Source organism: Pseudomonas sp. Xaverov 259 (assembly GCF_019352915.1).
In the GTDB taxonomy this organism is placed as follows: Bacteria; Pseudomonadota; Gammaproteobacteria; order Pseudomonadales; family Pseudomonadaceae; genus Aquipseudomonas.
The window spans coordinates 1-23,895 of the sequence record NZ_JAAAFV010000018.1; the positions used below are offsets into that span (position 1 = coordinate 1).

General features: G+C 57.1%; 18 protein-coding genes. 8 read left to right on the forward strand and 10 right to left on the reverse strand.

The features are described from left to right. Positions 1-145: 145 nt before the first annotated feature. The 5 genes from K0H48_RS03110 to rfbB all read right to left on the reverse strand — a co-directional run bounded on the left by K0H48_RS03110 (position 146) and on the right by rfbB (position 5,544). Positions 146-601, reverse strand: a complete 456-nt coding sequence (locus tag K0H48_RS03110; RefSeq protein ID WP_219266363.1) for a thioesterase domain-containing protein — start codon at positions 599-601, stop codon at positions 146-148. Positions 602-618: 17 nt separating this feature from the next. After that, entirely contained in the window at positions 619-2,004 is a 1,386-nt protein-coding gene (locus tag K0H48_RS03115) for a sigma-54 dependent transcriptional regulator (RefSeq protein ID WP_065930830.1), read from the reverse strand. After that, complete coding sequence (locus tag K0H48_RS03120; RefSeq protein WP_138817292.1) at positions 2,001-3,809, reverse strand: ATP-binding protein; 1,809 nt, start codon at positions 3,807-3,809, stop codon at positions 2,001-2,003. The genes K0H48_RS03115 and K0H48_RS03120 overlap by 4 nt, the downstream gene beginning before the upstream one ends. A gap of 65 nt (positions 3,810-3,874) precedes the next feature. Continuing rightward, the gene (gene rfbC / locus K0H48_RS03125; RefSeq protein WP_219266364.1) at positions 3,875-4,420 is read right to left on the reverse strand and encodes a dTDP-4-dehydrorhamnose 3,5-epimerase; all 546 of its coding nucleotides are present in this window, start codon (positions 4,418-4,420) and stop codon (positions 3,875-3,877) included. Positions 4,421-4,461: 41 nt separating this feature from the next. Further along, the gene (gene rfbB, locus K0H48_RS03130) at positions 4,462-5,544 is read right to left on the reverse strand and encodes a dTDP-glucose 4,6-dehydratase (RefSeq protein ID WP_219266365.1); all 1,083 of its coding nucleotides are present in this window, start codon (positions 5,542-5,544) and stop codon (positions 4,462-4,464) included. Positions 5,545-5,695: 151 nt separating this feature from the next. On the opposite strand from rfbB, the gene K0H48_RS03135 reads away from it, so the two are divergent. From K0H48_RS03135 to K0H48_RS03145, 3 genes are all read left to right on the forward strand, one after another. Continuing rightward, complete coding sequence (locus K0H48_RS03135) at positions 5,696-8,605, forward strand: aminotransferase (RefSeq protein ID WP_219266366.1); 2,910 nt, start codon at positions 5,696-5,698, stop codon at positions 8,603-8,605. Positions 8,606-8,726: 121 nt separating this feature from the next. Continuing rightward, entirely contained in the window at positions 8,727-9,833 is a 1,107-nt protein-coding gene (aguA, locus tag K0H48_RS03140; protein ID WP_219266367.1) for an agmatine deiminase, read from the forward strand. A 234-nt stretch (positions 9,834-10,067) separates the two neighbouring features. Next, positions 10,068-10,286 (forward strand): hypothetical protein, encoded by a 219-nt coding sequence (locus K0H48_RS03145; protein ID WP_219266368.1) that lies wholly within the window; start codon positions 10,068-10,070, stop codon positions 10,284-10,286. 325 nt (positions 10,287-10,611) lie between these two features. Here the strand turns inward: K0H48_RS03145 and K0H48_RS03150 are convergent, their stop codons facing one another. Then, positions 10,612-12,699 (reverse strand): TonB-dependent siderophore receptor, encoded by a 2,088-nt coding sequence (locus K0H48_RS03150; RefSeq protein WP_219266369.1) that lies wholly within the window; start codon positions 12,697-12,699, stop codon positions 10,612-10,614. Positions 12,700-13,106: 407 nt separating this feature from the next. On the opposite strand from K0H48_RS03150, the gene K0H48_RS03155 reads away from it, so the two are divergent. From K0H48_RS03155 to K0H48_RS03170, 4 genes are all read left to right on the forward strand, one after another. Continuing rightward, positions 13,107-14,393 (forward strand): OprD family porin, encoded by a 1,287-nt coding sequence (locus K0H48_RS03155; protein WP_200431115.1) that lies wholly within the window; start codon positions 13,107-13,109, stop codon positions 14,391-14,393. 91 nt (positions 14,394-14,484) lie between these two features. Continuing rightward, positions 14,485-15,762: a hypothetical protein gene (locus tag K0H48_RS03160; protein ID WP_219266370.1), complete on the forward strand. Its 1,278-nt coding sequence runs from the start codon at positions 14,485-14,487 to the stop codon at positions 15,760-15,762. A 342-nt stretch (positions 15,763-16,104) separates the two neighbouring features. Then, entirely contained in the window at positions 16,105-16,326 is a 222-nt protein-coding gene (locus K0H48_RS03165; protein WP_219266371.1) for a 4-oxalocrotonate tautomerase family protein, read from the forward strand. Then, entirely contained in the window at positions 16,323-17,024 is a 702-nt protein-coding gene (locus K0H48_RS03170) for an SDR family NAD(P)-dependent oxidoreductase (RefSeq protein ID WP_219266372.1), read from the forward strand. Before K0H48_RS03165 ends, K0H48_RS03170 begins: the two co-directional genes overlap by 4 nt. Positions 17,025-17,042: 18 nt before the next feature. Here the strand turns inward: K0H48_RS03170 and K0H48_RS03175 are convergent, their stop codons facing one another. Next, positions 17,043-17,930: an AraC family transcriptional regulator gene (locus K0H48_RS03175; protein ID WP_219266373.1), complete on the reverse strand. Its 888-nt coding sequence runs from the start codon at positions 17,928-17,930 to the stop codon at positions 17,043-17,045. A 121-nt stretch (positions 17,931-18,051) separates the two neighbouring features. Between K0H48_RS03175 and K0H48_RS03180 the strand changes: the two genes are divergently transcribed. Continuing rightward, positions 18,052-18,537 carry a hypothetical protein gene (locus tag K0H48_RS03180; protein ID WP_200431112.1) on the forward strand — a complete coding sequence of 162 codons (486 nt, stop codon included), beginning with the start codon at positions 18,052-18,054 and terminating at the stop codon, positions 18,535-18,537. Positions 18,538-18,748: 211 nt separating this feature from the next. On the opposite strand, the gene K0H48_RS03185 is transcribed toward K0H48_RS03180, so the two are convergent. The 3 genes from K0H48_RS03185 to K0H48_RS30665 form a co-directional block, all read right to left on the reverse strand. Next, complete coding sequence (locus K0H48_RS03185; RefSeq protein WP_068931363.1) at positions 18,749-19,033, reverse strand: DUF3077 domain-containing protein; 285 nt, start codon at positions 19,031-19,033, stop codon at positions 18,749-18,751. Between the two features lie 855 nt (positions 19,034-19,888). After that, a complete protein-coding gene (locus K0H48_RS03190) occupies positions 19,889-20,593 on the reverse strand; it encodes a TOPRIM nucleotidyl transferase/hydrolase domain-containing protein (protein WP_219266374.1) in 705 nt (234 codons plus the stop codon). Between the two features lie 201 nt (positions 20,594-20,794). Further along, positions 20,795-23,446 (reverse strand): AAA family ATPase, encoded by a 2,652-nt coding sequence (locus tag K0H48_RS30665; protein WP_257626825.1) that lies wholly within the window; start codon positions 23,444-23,446, stop codon positions 20,795-20,797. Between the last annotated feature and the right edge of the window lie 449 nt (positions 23,447-23,895).

The window sequence follows — 23,895 nt, forward strand, 5'->3', positions numbered from 1 at the left end:
AGCGTCTGGGTTTGGGGCTGCTTCGCAGCCCAGCGCAGGGCAAGCCTGCTCGCCACAGGAGAAATTGACTGCCTTTAAAAGTTGTGTAGATACCTATGCTCATCGCAGGCAAGCCAGCTCCCACAGTTGTTTTGTGTGCAGGCGGTTAGCGGTGCAGCACGTATTGGCCAGTAAAGTTGACTGCTCGTTCTTCACTGCCCTCATTCACAATCCACGTCTCCAACGCCAGCCGCGCCCGGCCATAGCGCTGGTACGTCGCCACAAAGCGCTTCCACACCTTGTCTTGCGGCGCCGCGCAGATGGCAATCGCATCCTGAGTCACCGGCAGCGGATAACTGATCTGCCCTTCCTGAATCACGATATGCCCGTCTTCAACACCTTCTTCGCGCAGCTTCAGGTGCAGCCAGCCCCAACCCGCCAACACGGCGCCGCAATAGAGGCTGCCGCCGAACATGGTGCTCTTGTGGTTGATATTGGCCTGCAAAGGTAAGTGCAGCTGCAGTTGGCTGTGTTGCCAGTCGAGCACCTTTAGGCCCATTTCCCGGGTGAGGGGAATGTCGTGGTGAAGGATCGATTCCAGGTAGCGGCTGTCGCGGTTCATGGCGGTCTCTTGGCGGGTCATTCGTCGTCGGCGCTGTGGCTGGCGCTGTCGGCGAAGTTCAGGCCGTGCTTGCGCAGTTTGTCGTGCAGAGTTTTGCGCGGGATGCCCAAGGCTTCGGCGAGGCTGCGCACCGAGCTGTGGGGGCGGGTCAGTTCGGCGGCGATCAGGCTTTTTTCGAACTGCTCGACCTGATCGCTCAAACCGCCAGAGGTTGACGTCAGCACGCCTGCGGCGGGGTTGTCTGCCGTGGCATCGAGTGCCAGCTCCAGCCCAAGGGCAAAGCGCTCGGCTGCATTTTGCAGTTCGCGCACATTGCCCGGCCAGCTGTGGCGCAGCAGCAGGGCGCGTTGGCCCGGTTGCAGCTCGTGCAACGGCAGGCCGTGGCGGCTGCTGGCTTCGTCGGCAAAATGCTGGAACAACATCAGTGCATCTTCACCGCGCTCGCGCAGTGGCGGAATGCGCAGCGGTGCAACGTTGAGACGGTAATACAAGTCGGCCCTGAAGCGTCCCTGGTCGGCGGCCTGGCGCAGGTCTTCCTTGGTGGCGGCGATGATGCGGATATCCAGCGGGATCAGCTGATTACCACCTAAACGCTCGACCACACGTTCCTGCAACAGGCGCAGCAGCTTGACCTGCACGTCCAGGCTCATGCTTTCGATTTCATCCAGGAACAGCGTGCCGCCATTGGCGAACTCGAACTTGCCGATGCGGCGTTTCTGCGCGCCGGTAAAAGCGCCCGGCTCGTGGCCGAACAGTTCGCTTTCGACCACCGACTCCGCCAGGGCGCCGGCGTTGATCGCCACAAACGGCCCGCTGCGGCGGCTCGACAGGTCGTGCAGGGCACGCGCCACGACTTCTTTGCCGGCGCCGGTTTCACCGAGGATCAGCACGTCGGCGCGGGTCGCCGCCAGGGCGCCGATCTGCTCACGCAGGCGCAACATCTGCGGCGAATGCCCGACAAGGCGCGTGCTCAATTGCTGGCGATCACTGAGGGCCAGGCGCAGGCTGCGATTGTCCAGCACCAGGCGGCGCAGGGCCAGTGCGCGGCGCACGCTGTCGAGCAGGGCATCACTGGCGAAAGGTTTTTCGAGGAAGTCATAGGCCCCGGCGCGCATGGCTTGCACCGCCAGCGGCACATCGCCGTGGCCGGTAATCAGCAACACCGGCAGGTCCGGGTCCTGGCCGTGCAGTTCAGCCAGCAGCTCCAGGCCGTCCATGCCGGGCATGCGGATATCGCTGACCACCACGCCCGGCCAATCGCGGGACAGGCGCGCCGTGAGGCCCGTGGCTTCGCCCAGGGTCAGGACTTTAAGCCCGGCCAGGTCCAGGGTCTGGCACAGGGCCTGACGCAAGTGGGGATCGTCGTCGATCAACACCACCTGGATCTGGTTATCGATACTCATACACTGCGGTCCTCAGACGGTTGCAGACTTACGCCCGGCGAGCCGGCACGCAATTTCAGGGTTAACAGCGCGCCGCCTTCCTTGTGGTTGGCGAACAACAGTTCGCCGCCAAAGGCACGCATCAAGGTGTCACAGATCGCCAGCCCCAACCCCAAGCCCTGGGTGCGGGTCTTGGTGGTGTAGAACGGCTCGCTGGCGCGGCCCAGGGCTTCCATGCAAAAACCTGGGCCGTTGTCGCGAATGTACAGGTTGACGCCCTGTTCGGTGGTTTGGGCACTCAGCCACAGTTTGCGCGGCGGGCCTTTTTCGGTGAGGGCGTCGAGGGCGTTGGCCAGCAGGTTGCCGAGCACCTGGCGCAGGCGGGTTTCGCCGGCTTGCACCCACAAGGTCGCCTCGGGCAAGTCACGGATCAACTCGACTTCCATCGAGCGCCGCCGCTTGGCCAGCAACGCCAGGGCATCGTCGAGTGCCGGTTGCAGGGCCACGCTTTCCGGGGCGTGGCGGTCGCGGCGGGCGAAGGCGCGCAGGTGCGCGATGATCGAGGCCATGCGCCCGGTCAGTTCGCTGATCAGCTTGAGGTTGCCACGGGCGTCGTTGGTGCGTTCGTGGTCGAGCAGGATCTCGGCGTTTTCCGCGTAGCTGCGGATCGCCGCCAGCGGCTGGTTGAGTTCGTGGCTGATACTCGCCGACATGGTGCCCAGCGCCGACAGCTTGCCGGCCTGCACCAGGTCATCCTGGGCGCGCACCAGTTCCTGCTGGGCGTGTTCACGCTCCAGCACTTCCTGTTTGAGGCGGCGGTTGAGGCCTTCGAGGTCGCTGGTGCGCTCGATCACACGCGCTTCCAGCTCGCGACGGGCCTTGGCTTCGAAGGCGATGCGCTCCAGGTAATGGCGACGGCGCTGCATCATCAGACCCAGCAGCAACATCAGCACCAGCAGCGTCGCGCCGCCAACGGCCACCACGGTGCGCACCGGGCGATTGATCAGCGAGCGTGGCGCAAGAATTTCCACGGTCCAGCCGGTTTCGGCGATGGCCGTGGATTGGCGCAACCACGCCGTAGTGCTCAACGCCAGCGGTTGCGGGTCGCGGGTCGGGTAGGGCTGGATGGCGATGATTGCCTGGCGTTCTTCTGCCGTGAGCGGCCGGGTCGCCCGGAAGCGCCATTGCGGGCGTGAGGTGAGGATGACCACGCCGTTATGGTCGGTCACCAGCAGTTGCTCGGGGGTTTTGCCCCACAAGCTTTCGGTGTGGTCCAGGTCGACCTTGACCACCAGCACGCCGATGATGGTGGCGCCATCACGCACGGCGGCGGCGAAGAAGTAGCCGCGCTTGGCCGAGGTGGTGCCCAGGCCGAAAAACCGCCCCAGACGCCCGGCCATGGCTTCGCTGAAATAGGGGCGGAACGAGAAGTTACGGTCGACAAAACTGTCCTGCTTGTCCCAGTTGGAAGCGGCGAGGGTCTTGCCAGTGGTGTCCATCAGGTACATCACTTCCACACCGGCCTGGGCGGCGACGTCCTTGAGCAGCAGGTTGGCGTTGGTCAGGTTGGCGCTGACGTGGGGCGCGTCCAGTGCGGTGCGCAGGGCCGGCAAGTCACCGAGGATCTGCGGCAGCACTTCATAGCGGTGCAGGGTGCCGAGAAGGTTGGCGACGTACAGGTCGAGGGTCTGACGGTTTTGCCCGGCCAGTTCGCTGCGGTAATAGCGCTCGGCCAGATGCTCCAGCGGCCACAGCAGCGGTGCCAGGCACAACGCCAATAAGGCGAGGCTGCGCCAGCGAGGTCTACGCGGGAGGGGTGGAGTCATGGGAGTCATGCGCCTATGGGGACAGGCGCATTATGCCTAGGGCCGGCGTGCAAGGCACTCGCCGGTCATGCAAACAGATCGGCGTCTGCCAAGGCCTTGCCGTTCTGATCCTTGGCGGACAAGGTTGGCGTGCCCTCAAACTGCCAGTCAATCTTGAGTTTCGGGTCGTCCCAGCGAATACAACGCTCAGCCGAAGGCGTGTAGTAGTCGGTGGTCTTGTAGAGGAACTCGGCATGGTCGCTGAGCACCACAAAACCATGGGCGAACCCCTCTGGAACCCACAGCTGGCGGTTGTTTTCGGCGGACAGGCGCACGCTGGTCCACTGGCCGAAAGTGGGCGAGCTGCGGCGGATATCCACCGCCACGTCCAAGACCTCACCGGCGGTTACCCGCACGAGTTTGCCCTGGGTGTTTTCTATCTGGTAGTGCAAGCCGCGCAGCACGCCCTTTTGCGAGCGAGAGTGGTTGTCCTGCACAAACTCCAGCTGCAGGCCGGTGGCTTGGGCAAATGCCTTGGCGTTGAAACTCTCATAAAAAAAGCCACGCGCATCGCCAAATACCTTCGGCTCGAGGATCAATACTTCGGGCAGCTTGGTCGCGATTACATTCATTGGTTTCCCTCGCCGGGTGAACAGGTCGTGTGATCAGAACCTTATGCGATCAGGTCTTTCGGGTCGGTATTGCCCAGGCGCTCGCCTTGATAGCTGCCGTCCTGGACCCTGCGGCACCAGTCCAGGTTATCGAGGTACCACTGCACGGTTTTGCGCAGGCCGGTTTCAAAGGTTTCTTCCGGGACCCAGCCCAACTCGTGTTCGATCTTGCTCGCGTCGATCGCGTAGCGCTGGTCGTGGCCAGGGCGGTCTTTAACGAAGGTGATCAGGTCGGTGAATTTATCCACACCGGCCGGCCGTTGTGGCGCCAGTTCTTCGAGCAGGCCGCAGATGCCGCGCACCACGTCGATATTTTTCTGCTCGTTGTGACCGCCAATGTTGTAGGTCTCGCCCACCACACCTTCGGTGACCACTTTCAACAAGGCGCGGGCGTGGTCTTCGACGAACAGCCAATCGCGAACCTGCAGGCCATCGCCGTAGACCGGCAGCGGCTTGCCGGCGAGGGCGTTGAGAATCACCAGCGGGATCAGCTTCTCAGGGAAGTGGAATGGCCCGTAGTTGTTCGAGCAGTTGGTCAGCAGTACCGGCAGGCCATAGGTGCGCTGCCAGGCGCGCACCAGGTGGTCGGAGGCGGCTTTACTGGCCGAATACGGCGAGCTGGGTGCATATGGCGTGGTTTCGGTGAACAGGTCGTCCACGCCGTGGAGGTCGCCGTACACTTCGTCGGTGGAAATATGGTGGAAACGGAACGCGCTCTTGGCCGGTTCTTCCAGGGTCTGCCAATAGGCGCGGGTGGCCTCCAGCAGGCTGTAGGTGCCGACGATGTTGGTCTGGATAAAGTCCGACGGGCCATCAATGGAGCGGTCGACGTGCGATTCGGCGGCCAAGTGCATGATGGCCTGTGGCTCAAAGCGCGCGAGCACGGCGCTGACGCTGGCCTGGTCGATGATATCGGCCTGCACGAACTCATAGCGGCTGTTGGCGGCGATGCTGGTGAGTGACTCCAGGTTGCCGGCGTAGGTGAGTTTGTCTAGGTTGAGCACTTCGTGCTCGGTGTGTTGAATCAGGTGACGAACCAGGGCAGAACCGATGAAGCCGGCGCCGCCGGTGATGAGAATACGCATTCAGAGAGCCTTTTTTCCAAGACAGACATTAAGCCAGAGCATAGCTTGAGTTGCGCAACGGGGCGGCACAAGCGTGCGGCGGAGTGAGGGGGTTGCCTTCTGCCATTGGGTAATGGCGATATAGACGCTTAAAAAAACCGAGGTCGTCACAATGTTGCTCGCCACGTTGATCCATCGCGCCAATTTGCCTTGCCCACACGTAGACGCAGAGCAGGCGGCGCAGCTGCTCGAGCACTATTACGGGCTTACCGGCACGTTGCACGCACTGGGCAGCCAGCAAGACCTCAACTACCGCGTCGACAGCGAGCGCGGCCGGTTTGTGTTGAAAATTTGCCGGGGTGATTACGCCGCAGTCGAGTTGCAGGCACAGCACGCGGCCTTCAATGCGCTACAGGCGCATGCGGATGTTCGCGTGCCCAAGGTCATCAAGGCGCTCAGCGGTGATGAGCTGCTCACCGTGGCGCTGGGCGGGCAAACCCTGCATGTGCGCCTGCTCGATTACATCGAGGGCCAGCCTTTGACCCATCTGCCGCATCTGGGCCGCGATGTGATAACAGGTTTCGGTGACCTGTGCGGGCGCATGAGCCTAGCGCTGGCCCCGTTCACCCATCCGGGCCTGGAGCGCACCCTGCAATGGGACCCGCGTCACGCCCAGGCGCTGATTGCCCACCTGTTGGCCACACTGCAAAACCTGCCCCAGCGCACGGCGCTGGAACAGGTGGCCGAGCAGGTCGGCCGCCGCTTGCAGCCGCTGGCCGAGCACCTGCCATGGCAGGCCGTGCACATGGACATCACCGATGACAATGTGGTCTGGCAGCGTGATGCCCAGCGGCATTGGCAGGTACAGGGCGTGATTGATTTCGGCGACCTGGTACACACCTGGCGCATTGCCGACTTGTCGGTAACCTGCGCGGCGCTGCTGCACCATGCCGAGGGTGATCCCTTTGTGATGTTGCCGGCGATCCAGGCGTGTCACGCGGTGACGCCGCTGGCGCGTGAAGAATTGCAGGCATTGTGGCCGCTGATAGTCGCCCGCGCCGCAGTGCTGGTGCTCAGCAGCGAACAACAGCAGCGCCTGGACCCAGGCAACGGCTACTTAAAGAAAAACGCCGAGCACGAGTGGGAAATTTTCTATGTGGCGACCTCCGTGCCCTTCGAGTTGATGGAGGCCGCCATTTTGGGTTGCGTCGGTGAAGCGCTCACACCGCTTGCCGACCAAGACTTCGCGCCGTTACTGCCCGGCTTGGTGGGCCGTGAGTTCGCGTTGATCGACCTGGGCGTTCTCAGCCCGCATTTCGAGGCGGGCAATTGGGAGGCGCCCGGCATCGACCGGCGGTTGCTGGATGAAGCCGCGGCAGTGCATGGCTTGGCAGCCAGCCGTTATGGGCAATATCGGCTGTCGCGAACCTGCGTCGACAGTGCCGCGGAGCCGGACACTTTTCCACTTCATGTGGAATTGCACTTGCCCCATGGCACGGTGCTGGAGGCGCCCTTTGCTGGCACGTTGCGCCACGGCGACGACGGTGTGCTGTGCGTACACAGCGCCGCGTTGAACCTGCGTTTATGGGGTGTGACCACGGCCCTGAAGGCAGGCGCGGTGCTGGTGGCAGGGCAAGTCCTGGGTGAGGTTCACGCGCCGCTCACCGTGCAGTTATGCCGCGTCGACCTTGAGCCGCCGTTGTTCTGCACGCCGTCCCGGGCGCAGGCCTGGCAGGCCCTTTGCCCATCGCCGGCGACACTGCTGGGGCTGGCCTGTGATGCGCAGCCCGAGCTGGACCCCGAAGCGCTGTTGGCGCGGCGCGATGCCAGCTTCGCCCGCTCGCAAAAGCACTATTACGTCGACCCGCCGCGCATCGAGCGCGGCTGGCGCAACCATTTGATCGACATGCAGGGCCGCTCTTACCTGGACATGCTCAACAACGTCGCCGTGCTTGGCCATGGCCACCCGCGCATGGCGGCGGTGGCGGCGCGGCAGTGGTCATTGCTCAACACCAATTCGCGCTTTCACTACGCGGCCATTGCCGAGTTTTCCGAGCGCTTGCTGGCGCTGGCACCTCAAGGTATGGACCGGGTGTTTCTGGTCAACAGCGGCACCGAGGCCAATGACCTGGCCATTCGCCTGGCGTGGGCCCACAGCGGCGGGCGCGACATGCTCAGCGTGCTGGAGGCCTACCACGGTTGGTCGGTGGCGGCGGATGCGGTGTCCACCTCGATTGCGGACAACCCGCAAGCCCTGAGCAGCCGCCCGGACTGGGTGCACCCGGTGACCGCGCCCAATACCTATCGCGGCGAGTTTCGTGGGCAGGACAGTGCGCCGGATTACGTGCGCAGTGTGGAACACAACCTGGCAAAGATCGCCGCGAGCCAGCGCCAGCTGGCGGGTTTTATCTGCGAGCCGGTATATGGCAACGCCGGTGGCATTTCGCTGCCGCCGGGTTATTTGCAGCAGGTGTACGCCTTGGTACGGGCCCAAGGCGGCGTGTGCATCGCCGATGAAGTGCAGGTGGGTTATGGGCGCATGGGCCACTTTTTCTGGGGTTTTGAAGAGCAAGGCGTGGTGCCGGACATCATCACCATGGCCAAGGGCATGGGCAATGGCCAGCCGTTGGGCGCGGTGATCACCCGCCGGGAAATCGCCGAGGCACTGGAGGCCGAAGGGTATTTCTTCTCGTCTTCAGGCGGCAGCCCGGTGAGTTGCCGCATCGGCATGGCCGTGCTGGATGTGATGGAGGAAGAAAAGCTGTGGGAAAACGCCCAAGTGGTGGGTGGGCACTTCAAGGCGCGCCTGGAGGCGTTGATCGAGCATCACCCGTTGGTCGGCGCCGTGCATGGGTCCGGCTTCTACCTGGGGCTGGAGTTGGTGCGTGATCGGCACACGCTGGAACCGGCCACTGTCGAAACTGCGCTGCTCTGTGATCGCCTGCGCGAGTTGGGGATTTTCATGCAGCCCACCGGCGACTACCTCAACATCCTCAAGATCAAGCCGCCGATGGTGACGACTAAACGCAGTGTGGATTTCTTTGTCGACATGTTGTCGAAGGTGCTCGATGAGCAACTGTAGGTTGTCGATTGTTATCGGCTAAAGGTTGTCGTATTTGTCGACTATGATCTTTTATCACTTTTAAAGCCGATTTTTATCCGTTATAAAGTCGGCCTTCACCCCATTCGGAGTCCTGAACGCCATGACCACCCTGCACAGCACACCTCGCGCCGATGGCTTCTACATGCCTGCCGAATGGGCGCCGCAAACCCAAACCTGGATGATCTGGCCCGAGCGCCCGGACAACTGGCGCCTGGGCGGCAAGCCGGCGCAGGCGGCGCATGTCGCGGTGGCCAACGCCATTGCACGCTTTGAACCGGTGACCGTCGCGGTGTCCGCCGGCCAGTACGAAAACGCCCGTGCGCGGCTGGATGTGCCCAATATCCGCGTGGTGGAAATGTCCAACGACGACGCCTGGGTGCGCGACACCGGCCCGACCTTTGTGATCAATAACAGCGGCGAAGTGCGCGGCGTGAACTGGGATTTCAACGCCTGGGGCGGCTTTGATGGCGGCCTGTATGCGCCGTGGAACCGCGATTCGCAGGTGGGCGGCAAGATCCTCGAGATCGAGCGCGCACCGCGCTATCGCACCGAAGGCTTCGTGCTGGAAGGCGGTTCGATCCATGTCGACGGCGAAGGCACCGTGATCACCACCGAAGAGTGCCTGTTGAACCGCAACCGCAACCCGCATCTGGACCGCACGGCGATCGAAGCGGTGCTGCGTGACCATCTAGCGGTGGATAAAGTCATCTGGTTGCCGGACGGCCTGTTCAACGACGAAACCGACGGCCATGTGGATAACTTCTGCTGCTACGTGCGCCCTGGTGAAGTGTTGCTGGCCTGGACCGATGACCCGCAAGACCCCAACTACGCGCGCTGCCACGCCGCCATGGCCGTTCTGCAAAGCAGCACAGACGCAAAAGGCCGCCCGTTCACAGTGCATAAAATGCCGATCCCGGGCCCGTTGTACGCCACCGAAGAAGAATGCGCCGGTGTCGATCCGGTAGACGGTTCCCAGGAACGTAATCCGACTGTGCGTTTGGCCGGCTCCTACGTGAACTTCCTGATCGTCAACGGCGGCATCATCGCGCCGAGCTTCGACGACCCGCTGGACAGCCAGGCCAAAGAGATCCTGCAGAACCTGTTCCCACAGCACGAAGTGGTGATGGTGCCGGGCCGCGAACTGTTACTGGGCGGCGGCAATATCCATTGCCTGACCCAACAACAGCCGGCACCGCACAAAAATTGAGTGCGGTTGTAACAGCGTTTGAGTGAACGCCGAGCGCTACCTGTTTAAAGCGCTTACAGCAAGCCCGCAGCCTGGCTAGGTTGCGGGCTTTTTTGTGTCCGAATGCCTATAAACACGGGACATTGGCATAGCTCTTGTATCGGTGTTGCCACAGTGACCCAAGGTGATGACTGCACAGTTCTGTCACAAACCTTGAGTAAGTTAGCCGCTCACGCAGTAGGAGAGAGCGCTGGAATGAATGCCGATATCAACCTGATCTACACGCGCCCGTTCCACCCGACGCGGGTTAGCGGTGATGCGATCCATGCGCTGGCGCTATGGTTGAAGGCAAACGGCTCGCGCCAGGTGAGGCAGCAACAGCCTGATGTGCGCCGCGTGATGAGCGAACGCTACCCGGCGGGGTTGTTCAGTGAGGATGAGCTGCAAGCGCTGTGCGAACTGCTAAAAAACTAAAGAAAGCCCAGCTTTGATCGTTCCCACGCTCTGCGTGGGAACGCAGCCCGGGACGCTCTGCGTCCCGCCTCTGAGGTCGTGACGCAGAGCGTCACAGGAGGCATTCCCACGCAGAGCGTGGGAACGATCAAAACCTGAAGAACACCCAAATCAATTGTGGGAGCGGGCTTGCTCTGCTCGTTCCCACGCTCTGCGTGGGAATGCAGCTCGGGACGCTCTGCGTCCCGCTTCTGAGGTCGTGACGCAGAGCGTCACAGGAGGCATTCCCACGCAGAGCGTGGGAACGATCACGCAAGGCCGCACCCACTTTTGAATTGTGATTGGCTTAGAAGCTGTAGGTGCCTGTCACTACCAGGCTACGCGGCTCGCCCGGTTGGATCTGCGCTGCGCTGGTGGCCGAGGCGTAGTAATTTTTATCGGCGATGTTGTTCAGCGCCGCGCGCACGTCCCATTCTTTCTGGCGGAACCCGGCCAGCGCATCCCAGCGGCCATAACCTGGCAGCACCACGGTGTTGAGGTTGTCGGCGTAACGGTCTCCCACCAGGGTCAGGCCGGTTTCTGCGTACCAGCCCATCTCCGGTTTCCAGGTGATAAACAGGCTGGCGTTACGCTTGGCCACGTCGCTGATGCGTTTGCCTTCAAAGCCGTTGTTGTCCTTCACGACCTTGGCATCCTGCAGGCCGATGCCACCGCGTACGTACCAGTTGCCGACGACTTTGCCGGTGGCGGTCAGCTCCACGCCGCGTGAGCGTTGTTCGCCCGTGAGCAGGGTGATGGTGCGGTCCAGTGGGTCGCTGGTGCGGCGGTTGTAGAGTTCCAGCTCGTACACGGCCAGGGTGGTGCTCAGGCGGTCGTCGAGCCAGTCGCTTTTAACGCCGATTTCCTTTTGCTTGGTCAGCTCGGGGCTCAGGTCGTTGACGGCGCCTGCGGCATTGGGGGTGATGCCGATCAAGCCGCCGCCAGCTGGCGAGAAGGTCTTGCTCCATGAAGCATAGAACGAGTGGTGTTCCAGCGGCGTCCAGACCAGGCCGATGCGCGGGCTGGTGCTGCGGCTGTCGACCGCCTGTTGGGTGTTGAGCAGCTTGCTGGTGGTGTCCACTTCAAAGTGGTCGTAGCGCAGGCCGGCCAGCACTTGCCATTGATCGTTGAGGCGCAATTGGTCCTGCACGTACAGGGCGCGGCTTTCGACTTCGGTGTGGTTGTTGCTGGAAACACTCATGCGCCCGGTGTGGCTCAAGTGGCGGTCGGGCTGGTTGAGGTCCAGGCTCGGCACGGCTTGGCCGCCACGGTTGGTGGCGGTGGCGCTGTACAACTTTGGATCACGGCGCTGGCTGCCCAGCTCCAGGCCGGTGAGCAGGCGGTGCTCCAGGCCGAAGGTGTCGAAACCGCCTTCCAGCTCAAGGTTGTTGAACACGTTGCGAGTGTTCAGGTCTTGTTGCCAACGCTGGCGCGAGACCTTGTTGGTTTTTGGGTCGTAGCCGACCTGGTAGGTGTTGTCGAAATCGCTGTCGAGCTTGAACACGCCGAGGGTGTGGCGCAACTGCCAGTTGGCATTGAGTTCGTAGGCCAGCTTGGAGCGCAGGGACTGGGATTTATCGTCGATGTAATCGCGGCTATCGAAGTAGGTCGTGCTGCGGCTCACATCGGCCGGGCGGCCGTTGACCCCGGGAATGCCACGGTCCGGCGTGCGGTTGTAACGGCTGTATTCGTATTGCACCAGCCAGTTCAGGTCCGGCGTCAGTTGCCAGCTCATCGACGGCGCGAACAACTGGCGATTGCCGCTCACACCGTCGCGAAAGCTGTTGTTGTCCTGATTGCCCATGTTCAGACGCAGGCTGATGTTATCCGTTGGGTCGGTGCTGAGGTCGGCATACAGGCTGCGCAAATCCTGGCTGCCGCCTTGGGCTTCGATGCTGGATGTGTGGCCCGCCTGGGGTAGTTTGCTCACGCGGTTGACGATCCCGCCCTGGCCGCCGCGCCCGTACAGTACGGCGGCCGGGCCTTTGAGCACTTCGATGCGCTCGATGTTATGCAGGTCGCGCACGTACTGGCTGTCGTCGCGGATGCCGTCCAGGTAGAAGTCATTGCTCGCGTCAAAACCACGAATACGCAGGCTGTCGAAGCGCGTATCGGCGCCACTGCTGACGTTGGGAATGCCGCTTAACGCCTGGCCCAGGTCGTTGGTGCCGTAGGAACGCAGGCTTTCGGTTTTAACCGAGTCGATGGCCTGGGGCACGTAACGCACCGAAGTGGCCGTGCGGGTGGCGGTATTGGTCTCCTTGACGCGCGGGTCGTCTTCGTCGGTTTCGGCGCTCACCGAAGTTTCAGGCAAGACCGTGGCGGCACAGGCAAAACCGGCAGACAGCAAAACAGAAAGCCCAAAAGTGATGGGCGTCAGGCGAGAGGCAGGCATGGGGAATAGATCCAAAAGTGTTGGAAAAAGAAAAGCGCGCGAATGGTAATGCTTTGCATTTGCGCAGGTTATCTATTCCCAAACATACCCTCGCTTAAAATGTTACATGATGTGTTTTCTTGACGAATCAGACGATTTTTCAGGCTCGAGCGAAGGCCTTGGAATGCACCGCTTAGAATTATTTCGCCTAAATACAGACGATTCACGAAATTGACACATAGTTCAACGCGCGCATAGGATTGCGCCCAACGCCTGTGGCTCACCGCCATGACTCATCCAATAAAAAAAGGCCCGCGGCAGTTCAGTCGTCCGCGGGCCTTATTTTTTTGGAGAAAGTCGACACCAGAAAAGCGACACGGAGCCTGGTGTCACAGCGCGTACTCAACCAGTAATAAGGAATATAAGAAATGTTGAAGCAACGGATGAGTCTGATCGCTCTGGGGATTTTGAGCGCATCGACAGCAATGGCTAACGACCAGGAGCAATCCAAGGGTTTCGTGGACGACAGCCACCTGAACATCGCAGCACGTAACGCCTACATCAGCCGTGACTACAAAAACGGCAAGCAAGACAAAGCCGAATGGGGCCAGGGCTTCATCGGCAAGTTCGAGTCCGGCTTCACCCAAGGCACCGTCGGTGTGGGTGTGGACGTGATCGGCCAATACGCTATTCGCCTGGACGGCGGTAAAGGTCGCAGCGGCGCTGGCGGTATCGACTTCTTCAAGCAAGGCGATAGCGGCGAAGCAGCCAACGACCTGGCCAAAGGCGGCGCAGCCGTCAAGGCGCGCATCTCCAACACCGTGATCAAATACGGTCAGCAGATGCCAGCCGTGCCGGTCCTGCAATATGACAACTCGCGCCTGCTGTCGGAAACCTACGAGGGCACCTCGATCGTTTCCAAAGAGATCGCCGGCCTGCAACTGGACGCTGGTCACTTCACCAAGGAAGCCCGCAAGAGCGCCGAAGGTTCCGACAGTGGCGCGCTGAAAAGCATCGACTACATCGGCGGTAGCTACAAATTCACCGAAAGCCTGTCGGCCGCGTTGTACGCCTCCAACATGCAGGACGTGCTGAAGAAGCAATACGTCAACGTCAACTACGTGCTGGCCCTGCCAGAAAAGCAATCGTTGACCTTTGACTTCAACGGCTACAAAACCAAGCTGGACCGCAGCTTCGCCCTGGAAAACCAAGGTGATGCGGACGCCCGCGACAACAAAATCTGGAGCCTGGGCGCTACCTGGGCTGTTGGCCCGCACAGCTTCACCCTCGCTCACCAGCGCAGCACCGGCGACACCGGCTACCTGTACGGCGGCTACCGCAACGCTGGCGGTATCGGCGACGGCGGCAATACCATCTTGCTGGCCAACTCCTACTGGTCCGACTTCAACGGCAAGGACGAGCGCTCCTGGCAAGCAGGCTACGGCCTGGACTTCAGCGCCTTCGGCGTGCCTGGCCTGACCTACAACATCGCTTACGTGCGCGGCACCAACATTGACGACGGTTCCAACCGTGGCAGTGGCACCGAGCGTGAAATCTTCAACCAGTTCAAATATGTCGTTCAAAGCGGCCCAGCCAAAGACCTGAGCCTGCGCGCTCGTGCGTCGTGGTTGCGCGTCTCCAACAACGCCAGCAACTACAACGTAGGCGGTAACGAAATCCGTCTGTTCGCCGACTACCCGATCAACGTTTTCTAATTGATCGCAGGTCGCGCCTGATTCCAGGCAATAAAAAACCCCGACTGGTTCGGGGTTTTTCTATGGACGTTAATAAGTGAAGGATCATAGTGTGAGTGAAAGTCAAGCGCTGACAGTGAGAGAAAGTACGCCGTTATTTTTAGAGAGTTTTAAAGACGGTTTGATTACTATCGTAGATAGATTAAGTCGCTCTTTTTCTGAGCAATGGCCTATCGTGACATTCCTGGGGTCGGCATTGGGGGTGCTCGCGCTGTATGTGTACGTCAGGACCATTGGTAGAACAGACATTTTTATGGCCTCGGTATCTGTACAGGCTTCATTGTTTGTCTGGTTGTTTCTGGTTGTATTTGTATCGTTTGCTTATATGTTCGTTTTGATAGCGACACCTTCTCTTTTCAGTTTGGCAATATCCATGTTTGGAAAACGCGATGTCGACAAAAGAACGGCAGCGCTTTGTTTGCTAGCTCCTGTGATAGCAGGGTTTGTCATCTTCGCAATCGGCATTTTTTACTTTCCGGACTCCAATATACTTTGGACGATGCTGTGTATAGCCTCCGTAACGGCTTTGATTTTGATAATTGGCTTTCAGTTTAAATGCCTGAGAGACGCGGGTCTTGTCGCGTTGGGTAATAAAAAAAGCTTTAATAAAAATAAAATCGAATCAGTTGTTTTTGTTGCCGTTGTCTGGTTTCTTGTAATGTTTACTGTGGTATCGGGTGCGTCTCCGGCCCTATTGATACTTCGCGCATACTCTGGTGATCTGGAGACAGAAACTGTCAATGTTGTGGCGGGTATTGTGACACTCACAATGATCGCTTCATTATTGCCGATTGTCGTGTTTTACCTCTTCAGCGGTAAGTTATGGACGCGGGTATTTTATTCGGTTTTGTCGTCGATTGCGGTATTCCTGTTTGTGATTACTATTTCATCAGGCACACTGGGTATGATCACCTATTCGGCTGCCGGGATTTTAGGTGTACGGCAAAGCGAATCTGCTATTTATATTGTGGGTGATGCGTACAAAGGTATGGCATTTGATGAGGCTACCTGGAGTGCGAATACATTTGGTGACGGGCGAGTCTATATCACGGCGTTTCCGTTATATTCATTTGGTGATGTTCTTTTGCTGTGCCCGGACTCACTCATAAATACCAACTTCAAAGATTGGCCCAAACGTTCCGGCCAATGCTTCGCAACGCGTAACAGTGATATGCGTTTGGCCGTGCCTAAACCCGTATCAAAAAAACACGTAATAGGGGCGCCCGCATGGTTTCGCTACATTCAGCCGCTATCGCTTAAAGCGGCTGGAAAATCGAGTGCCGGGGGCTGCGTTATTCCATTGCGCTGTGCCTTGCCTGCTGATCAATAGTGCAATAGCGACTACGTGATGCTGGGCGTCGTTTAGGGAGGTAACAGCAGGCAGTAAGACAAACGACACTTACGTGCTGTCAGCCTCCCCGCATCAGTTTTGCGGACGCTGCTGAGGAACGCACGACATTAGAGCTCCCTGCATCGCGAAGATGCGGGTTGATGGGGTTAGGAAACACCGAGAGATGCTACTTAGCCAGTAGGGCTACAGGGTGTGAAATCTTGTGGAGCTAGCGTGAACACTTGTTACATCACATCACTAATGAAGTACTCCGGCCCATCTTTATCCGCTCCAGGCGCAGGCCTAAATTGGCCTCACTGCCCGCCCATTGGAGCCATCACCATGCCCTTCGTCAGCCTGCGCATCACCCGTGACGGCGTGACCCCTGAGCAAAAAGCCCAGGTCATCGCCGAGTTCACCGAAACCCTCGAACGCGTGCTCAACAAGCGCCCGGACCTGACCCACATCGTCATCGAAGAAATCGACACCGATAACTGGGGCTACGCCGGCGTCACCACCACCGAATACCGCAAATCCCAAGCCCTTACCGGAGAAACAAAATGAGCAAAGTCGTGATCATCACCGGCGCCTCCCAAGGCATCGGCGCCGCCGTGGTCCAAGCCTACCGCGCCCTGGATTACCGTGTGGTTGCCACCTCGCGTTCGATCCAGCCGTCCACCGACCCGAACATCCTCACGGTGCCTGGCGACATCGCCGACCCGGCCACCGCCCAGCGCGTCATCCGCGAAGCCCTGGCCACCTTTGGGCGTGTCGACAGCCTGATCAACAACGCCGGCATCTTTATCGCCAAACCCTTCACTGCCTACACCCAGGACGACTACACCAATGTGCTGGCAGTGAACCTCAACGGCTTTTTCTACATCACCCAACTGGCCATCGCCGAGATGGAAAAACACGGCGCCGGCCACATCGTCAATGTCACCACCAGCCTGGTCGATCACGCCATCGACGGCGTGCCTTCGGTACTCGCCAGCCTCACCAAAGGCGGGCTGAATGCCGCGACCAAATCCCTGGCGATTGAATACGCCAAACGCGGCATTCGGGTGAACGCGGTAAGCCCAGGCATCATCAAGACGCCGATGCACGGCGAAGACACCCATGCGGCGCTGGGGCAACTGCACCCGGTGGGGCGCATGGGCGAAGTGAGTGATATCGCCCAGGCGATCACCTACCTGGAGAGCGCGGGGTTTGTCACCGGCGAGATCCTGCACGTGGACGGCGGGCAAAGCGCCGGGCACTGATACACCGGCACGCCCGGCCTAGGCTTGCCGGGCGTTATCATCACGAGGCGAGCGCCCGAAAAAGGCTTTATAGGCCCGACTGAACGCGGCCTCGGATTCATAGCCAATCGCAAAACCCACCTCGCCGATGCGACCTTCCTGCTTGGCGAGCATGCTTTTGGCCAGGGTCAGCCGCCATTCATTCTGATACCGCAACGGCGAGCGCCCCACCAACGCGCTGAACCGCTCGCAGAAATTGGAACGCGACATGCCGGCCACCTCCGCCAGCGCATCAATGCGCCACTGCTGGCCCGGCGTTGCATGGATAGCCCTAAGCGCCCGCGCGATACGCGCATCCGATAACCCGCCCAGCCATCCCGACGCAGCCCCTTGCTGCACCCAAGTGCGCAGGATGCGAATCACCACCAAATCAATCAGGCGTGAAATCATCAACGCCCCGCCCGGCTGCGTGTCATGGGCCTCAAGCAACATAAAATGCAGGATCCCTTCGGCCCAGGCCGCGGCTTCGGTCTGCCGAATATGAATAAGCCGGGGCAGGGCAAACAGCATCGCCTGGAAACTGCTCGCGTCGAACCAGAACCGACACACCACCACACTGGCCGGCCCATCGCACGCCGTAACCCTGATGCCCGTGGGGTCGTGAGGCAGCAACAGCACATCGCCCTGTTGCAGCGTCATCGGCGCCTGGTCGCCGCCCTCCAATTGCAACTGGCCTTGCTGGAGCACGCAGATATGCGCGCTATTTTCATCCAGCTCGAGCGGCTGCTGGTCGGCCAACGCAGAGGAATACACCCGATCCCCCGTCAGACGAATCTGCGCCAGCACCTGCGACAACAGGTCGCCTTTAGCCAGCCCCTCCAACTGCAATTCCGGATGAATGATCAAGTTATCGAGGGGATTCATCATGTCTGCCCGGCCACGCCTTCACTAAGCTGATCCCCAGATCATAACGCGCCGCCGCCATCGCGATAAAAGTTTCCCACGCGGCCCGTTTATGCACATCATCCACCTACACGGGACACACACCATGTTCGGAATCTCCCCCCTCGGCTGGCTCCACACCCTCGGCAGCCTGCCCGCCATCCCACTGGCCGCCTACATGTTCATCCGCCACGGCCGCATCGTGCCCCGCTCAACACCCGGCAAGTTCTACCTGGCATCAATGCTGATCGGCGCCTTCAGCGTATTCCTGGTCGCCAAACAGCCAGTGAGCAACATCATCGGCGTCATCACCCTTGCCCTGCTCGCGGCCGGATATGCAGTAGGGCACCTAGCCTGGCTGGGCCGCGCACGCGCATACCTGGAAACAATCTTCCTGAGCCTGACCGCATTTTTCCTGATGGTACCCACCGTCTCCGAAACACTGCGCCGCGTGCCCGACGGGCACCCGTTCGTGACAGACCTGCAATCCCCCGTGCTGCTCGGCGCACAAGGCAGCATCGCACTGGCGCTGGTTATCGGCGTGACTGCGCAGATGATCTACCTGCGCAAAAAAGGCGGCCAATTCGCCTAAAAGCGCTTCCTGCCAACTCAATTACACCAAACAACACACACCCTGTGGCGAGCGGGCTTGCCCCGCGTTGGACTGCGCAGCAGTCCCATTTCCGCAGCCACCTCCCAACCCACCGCGAGAAAAGCCCGCCCACCACAACTGAAAGGACCCGTTCAAATGTGGAAGCCGGGCTTGCCCGCAATACCGCCCGCCCGGCCACCCCATTTACCCCTTACTGCTCAGCATTGCAGGGCGACGCCAACACCTTCACCACATCATCAATCACCGCCTTGCTCATCTCCTGCAAATAATGCGACGCCCAGGCATAACGGTCCGTCTCCTTCGTCATCGCCGCATCCTCTGCGAGCAACTTGGCGACATGGAGCAAATCGGAAACGTGGTGCAAGGCTTCATGCAGGGAAACGCCGCTGTTGACGCGGAACAGAGGTTGGTCGGAGTGAAAGGAGAAAGGGGTGACGCCGAGGGTGGTGAGTGCGGGTGGATTTGTTGCGGTCATTGGTGGAACTCCCATATTGATTGAGAGCAGCACGATCGTTGTGAAAACGAATGCGTGGCGCTGTTGGCGCCTGCATCAAATCGGGTTCTCAGGCCCGGTCGCTGGGTGGTGGCGACGGGGGGAGGTTAGCGTGGTGAGGGGTGGGGAGCAATCGGGAAAATTGATGGGTTGTTTTTTCGGTCAGTTGAGGTGGTTCGGATAGGTGGCTGGGGGAATTATTGGTTTTATGAGGGGGGCATAATTATTGGCTGGGCATAATTTTGAATAAAGCTTGGGAGGCGGGTGAGGGTGGCTTTTGGTGGTCCGGTGGGTTTGGAGAGTACGTCTAGCGGGACTGACGTTGAGCTGAGTAAGGCGTCATAGAAATCGAGATTTGGAATGAGGCAAGCAGCCCGAGATTTTAAGTGTGGACACTTTTTGGGCATTTCGGCCAAAACGGTGATCTGACTTTTTTCGATTTTCCCAAACCCCAGAAACCACAAAGCCCCGCGTTGCGGGGCTTCGAGATATCGTGTCGGCACCAGACGAACGGTATGTTTCGGGGAGGCTAGGTTTTCTGCGGGTCTGGAAGACTGTGGAAAATTTGACGTACCCCAAACGGTAACTATAAATAAATCAGCTAGTTATGGTTGTCAGTGGAATCGAATCAGGGACCTTTTAAAGGTGTCAGCAAGTTGTCGGGCTGCACGTAAAATATCCAGAGTAAAATACGGCATGGTAAACCTCTAGAATTTGAACGTTGCCTTATTTCTCCGTGGGTAATAGGCAGGAGTCGGCGCATAAGCGACCAGTCACATGTGTCTAATATCAGGGTCAATTAAGTTCTTCGAGAGTAAAGTAAAATAAGTTACATGATTATTTGAATGGTAATTCAATATCATTTGGGTGCTTTATAGGGTGAATTTTTCTCAGGCTTAATGCTGCTTCAGCTAGGGCTTTAAAAGTATCGGGTACAGATACACATGACTCTGCCATATGTTCGGCTAATCTTACTTTATTTATCGAACAGGCTCTGCCGTTGTTCTGTTCTATAAAATTTGCAAGTTGGGAAAACCATGGCTCTTTGATTTTAAATGTAGATCGAAAAGAAACTTGCATGTCATGTGAGAAATTTGCGATGACATCTTTCTCAAAACAAGCCTGCATAAAGTTCTCAGGAGTAAATGCCTCCTCAAGAGAACCTCCTGAGCTTCCGTCAGAGTAATTTACAACTGGAGTCTGTGGGATTTTAAAAGTAGTGATTAAGGTGTCGCTAATATTCATAGATGCCTTTTTTCCGGGTAAGTCATCGTCATAGGTCACGATGATTGGTCTGTCGTGACTTAATGTTTTTCGCAATAGCCGAATAGCGTGCTTCAGATTGCCGATTCCATTGTAGTTAGCGATAAATATGCCATCTGAACTAAAATTCAAACCACAGTCTTCCAGAAGCCTCTGAAATATTGCCTCCTCAGAGTCGCCCTCAACAAAAATATAGATGCATTGGGCAATGGCGGCGTTTTTCATAATCACTTCTTCGCAAAAATCCGTAATCATTTCATCGTAGAGGATGTCTTCCATGGTTGTACTCATTATTGGCAAGCCCCTAGGTTAAATTTCTAGAAAAGGTAGGTGAAAAAATCTGTATAATTGCCGTTGTTGAAGTTCTGCCTAAAATCTAGCCGGTAGAGGTATGTGCTGCTATAAGCAATCGTTAGCGCCTCTTAAAGCTGCTCGCATTGAATCCTGGATGGGATTCAATGCGTTGTAGAACTAACGCTATCAGCCGACCTCGCACATGGGTGGTTTAAATTGATCGCCGAACTCTTTCTCTGCAGGTTTCCGTCGTGCAATAACTTCTTTCGAGAACGCTCTAAGCTTGGCAATGTCTTCAAGAACCTCCGCAGGAGCGGGCCGGTTTTCTGTTAATGCTCTAGATTTGTCGTGACCGAACATCCAGTTACTGGCCTTGGTCATTTGTTGGGTGATGATATTTGCATCTGTGGGTTCAATGCTAAGCTGATCCAGTCTAAGTGTTTGAACACTATTTCGGCCGCGTGTTACGATCTGGCAAAATAGATCCTGCTCGATTAGCGATTCCCACGCTTCCCGTAGCAAACAGTAGAGCAGAGCCGCACGCTGGTTGTAATTGTCAACATCACTATCGTATAAAACCTTAATGGTGTGAACATCTTCATCTAGGTGTTGTGCACGTTGAGCTGTACTCATGCCGCGCCAAGGAGCTTTGCTGTAGCAAATGCCTGAATCCGTACCATTTCTTCGTATGGTAAAGGTAGAGCGCGCGGGTCCTTTTCCGAGGCTAAGAGCGATATCATCGCACTTTCCCTCGATTTCCATAATCAGCGAAAGGTCGTGTGTAAATGTAATGACCTGTCGAGTTAGCGCCTCTTTGGCTAGCCGCTCCGCGATTTTCTCCCGGTATATATGATCCAAGGAGCTGACCGGGTCATCCAATATTATTGGCGCGTCGTTTCTAAAAGTTTTAATTTCCGCTAAGAATGCGGATAACGAAATTACTTTTTGTTCCCCCTCACTAAGAATTTTTCCAGGGCGCTTGGTTGCTATGGAAAAACTATGAGAGGTATCGGAGTCACGCACGACGGGGGAGATTTTTACGTCAAGGGAAACCCCCATAAACTCTAATTCAGCCTTGAAGTTTTCAATAAAGTCTGGGGTGACCAGCTGTGAGATTATAGCCTTGGCCTTGGTGGAGAATTTCTGCTTTGTGCTTCTTATTGCGTTTAATGCATCGGAGACTTTTTTGTTGAAAACAAGCGATTGCTGATATTCGATAATTAAATCTTGAGATTTGTTTAGGTTGTGGTTGAGCTGAAGCTCAGTGCGTCGGGTGACATTATTTTTATGTATTTCCGGGGTAATCGTTTGCAACAGATCTTGCTTTTTCTGTTCCAGTAGTTTCATCAACGTCTGTGCCAGAAAATCAGCATCTACTAGATCGGAGGGGTATGTGTGATTTTGATCGTCGGGCAGTTCAAAATAATCTTTTCTTGATTTTATGATTTTGAATATCGAGCGCACCTTATGATCATTGCCAAGAATCTCTATCAGGTCATTACAAAGTGGTTCGTAGGATTCTTGATCCGGCACAACAAGATCTTTAATTGCCTTTTTAACCGCTTGAAGATTTTCCAGCTTTTTTTCGTATATCGTTTTGCTTTTATCGATGATGTATGATTCAAATCGCGACAACCTTTCTTCGGCCTCATGTTCTAGGGGCTGCATACACAGTACGCACAGGGCACCATCATCAATGTTGGGGAAGTCTTTGCCAACATAGGCATGGCTCTCTGAAAACTCTTTTGCGGCGTTGAAGAGTAATTTCCATGCTTCGGTATGCACACCGTCCAACGGCTCTGCTATTTCCAATTTCGCGATAGCTAAATCGTACGCTTGTTTCGAGGTAGCCACAGCGCTCTCTAACTCAGAGATTTCCCTAACCTTTTGACTACTAAGTACAGCTAGACAGCTCTTGAGTTTCAAAATCACCCTAGGGATTCGGGTTTCGATCAAGGTAGTGATTTTCTCAAGTTTCTTTGTGCTAGTACCGTTTTCATTTTCTTGAATAGCAACTACCAGGCCGTCTAATTCAATCTGATTTTCATCGGCCCATGAAAGCTTTGTTCTTATACTTTGAGGTGTTGTCTTGTCAGAGATTGCTTTCAGCCAACCATGAAGGAGAGGTGAGTGCTCAATTTCGGAAATCTCGGGGAGTTTAGCTACCTTGAGTTTTCCAGAAACTATCCTCTTAATCTCCTCAGTTATAGTAGCTACCTCATCAAATATCTCTACCCCTTTTGGTTTGTAAGTGACTTGGTTGTTTTTTTCTAAGAGTATTTTTCCAGAGTCAGAGTCATATACGTTTATAACCGAAAGATCTGTCAAAGTTTTTCCGGGGGACCAATCCCAAACCAATCGTTCGCCGTTCTTTAGAAAAGAAATTTTCGCGCCCTGCGGGCCTTTCTGGTTTTTATAGACGTTCGATAAAATTTCTGGCTCGACATGTTTGGCGAAGCAAGCATTTTTTAAAAGCCTTGTATATCCAGATTTTCCAGAGCCATTTTCACCATAGATTAAAGTGATACCGCTATGACTAAACGGTAGTGTCGATCCATTATAGATTGCGTTGACATTTTCTACGGCATGTACGCTGCATAGTTTGATTGGGTCAGATGACGGCAGATCGTCTACGGTTTCGCTCTTAAAAAATGGGGCAGTGCATTTTTTCTGCTCTCCACCTTCATTAATCCCAAAGCTTGCGATGACGTTGTCAATCACCTGTTTTGTGGAGTCTTCCGTTAGTGTCCCATTTTCCAAAAGACGTCGGACTAAGTCGGCCTCCCAGTCGGAAAGGCCCGTGACGGCCCATTCAACGATTTCCTTGACAGAATTCATGCGACGACATCCCTATTATTGGCATTTTGCCATTACTTTTACCTTCACAGTGCGGTGATGTCCATACCCTTAAAGTAGAAGAAGCCACTCCCGATGCAGGAGAATCCAGACCACGCAAACTCAGGGATGGCCGCTTTGGCCACTGCTGAGTAAAAGAGCGCCTGAGCTTCGCCGGCCGGGCAAGATAAATGTTGAGGTGCGATGGTTAGCGCTACAAAGCCTATTTACATGCTATTTCCATCCAGGCGACGTGTTCAGAGGTATCGATGTCTCGCTTGTACACTGAGCAAAGAAGATTTTCTAAACGGATGAGCGTCTCCAAAGCGCGGGGGAGTGACTCGATTGTCGGATAATTAGTAAAATGGTTCACGCCCCCTTTCCTCCAAAAAGAATTAAAGTGCAGCAACCGATATGGACTTATAGCGTAAAGCCATAAAATTCACATAATC

What these genes read in the sequence shown, in the direction of transcription:
- K0H48_RS03165 (WP_219266371.1), top strand. Translation starts at nt 16,105, where the DNA reads ATGCCCTTCGTCAGCCTGCGCATCACCCGTGACGGCGTGACCCCTGAG.
- K0H48_RS03180 (WP_200431112.1), top strand. Translation starts at nt 18,052, where the DNA reads ATGTTCGGAATCTCCCCCCTCGGCTGGCTCCACACCCTCGGCAGCCTG.
- K0H48_RS03145 (WP_219266368.1), top strand. Translation starts at nt 10,068, where the DNA reads ATGAATGCCGATATCAACCTGATCTACACGCGCCCGTTCCACCCGACG.
- K0H48_RS03115 (WP_065930830.1), bottom strand. Translation starts at nt 2,004, where the DNA reads ATGAGTATCGATAACCAGATCCAGGTGGTGTTGATCGACGACGATCCC.
- K0H48_RS03175 (WP_219266373.1), bottom strand. Translation starts at nt 17,930, where the DNA reads ATGATGAATCCCCTCGATAACTTGATCATTCATCCGGAATTGCAGTTG.
- K0H48_RS03190 (WP_219266374.1), bottom strand. Translation starts at nt 20,593, where the DNA reads ATGGAAGACATCCTCTACGATGAAATGATTACGGATTTTTGCGAAGAA.
- K0H48_RS03170 (WP_219266372.1), top strand. Translation starts at nt 16,323, where the DNA reads ATGAGCAAAGTCGTGATCATCACCGGCGCCTCCCAAGGCATCGGCGCC.
- K0H48_RS03120 (WP_138817292.1), bottom strand. Translation starts at nt 3,809, where the DNA reads ATGACTCCACCCCTCCCGCGTAGACCTCGCTGGCGCAGCCTCGCCTTA.
- K0H48_RS03185 (WP_068931363.1), bottom strand. Translation starts at nt 19,033, where the DNA reads ATGACCGCAACAAATCCACCCGCACTCACCACCCTCGGCGTCACCCCT.
- K0H48_RS03135 (WP_219266366.1), top strand. Translation starts at nt 5,696, where the DNA reads ATGTTGCTCGCCACGTTGATCCATCGCGCCAATTTGCCTTGCCCACAC.
- K0H48_RS03155 (WP_200431115.1), top strand. Translation starts at nt 13,107, where the DNA reads ATGTTGAAGCAACGGATGAGTCTGATCGCTCTGGGGATTTTGAGCGCA.
- aguA (WP_219266367.1), top strand. Translation starts at nt 8,727, where the DNA reads ATGACCACCCTGCACAGCACACCTCGCGCCGATGGCTTCTACATGCCT.
- K0H48_RS30665 (WP_257626825.1), bottom strand. Translation starts at nt 23,446, where the DNA reads ATGAATTCTGTCAAGGAAATCGTTGAATGGGCCGTCACGGGCCTTTCC.
- rfbB (WP_219266365.1), bottom strand. Translation starts at nt 5,544, where the DNA reads ATGCGTATTCTCATCACCGGCGGCGCCGGCTTCATCGGTTCTGCCCTG.
- K0H48_RS03150 (WP_219266369.1), bottom strand. Translation starts at nt 12,699, where the DNA reads ATGCCTGCCTCTCGCCTGACGCCCATCACTTTTGGGCTTTCTGTTTTG.
- rfbC (WP_219266364.1), bottom strand. Translation starts at nt 4,420, where the DNA reads ATGAATGTAATCGCGACCAAGCTGCCCGAAGTATTGATCCTCGAGCCG.
- K0H48_RS03110 (WP_219266363.1), bottom strand. Translation starts at nt 601, where the DNA reads ATGAACCGCGACAGCCGCTACCTGGAATCGATCCTTCACCACGACATT.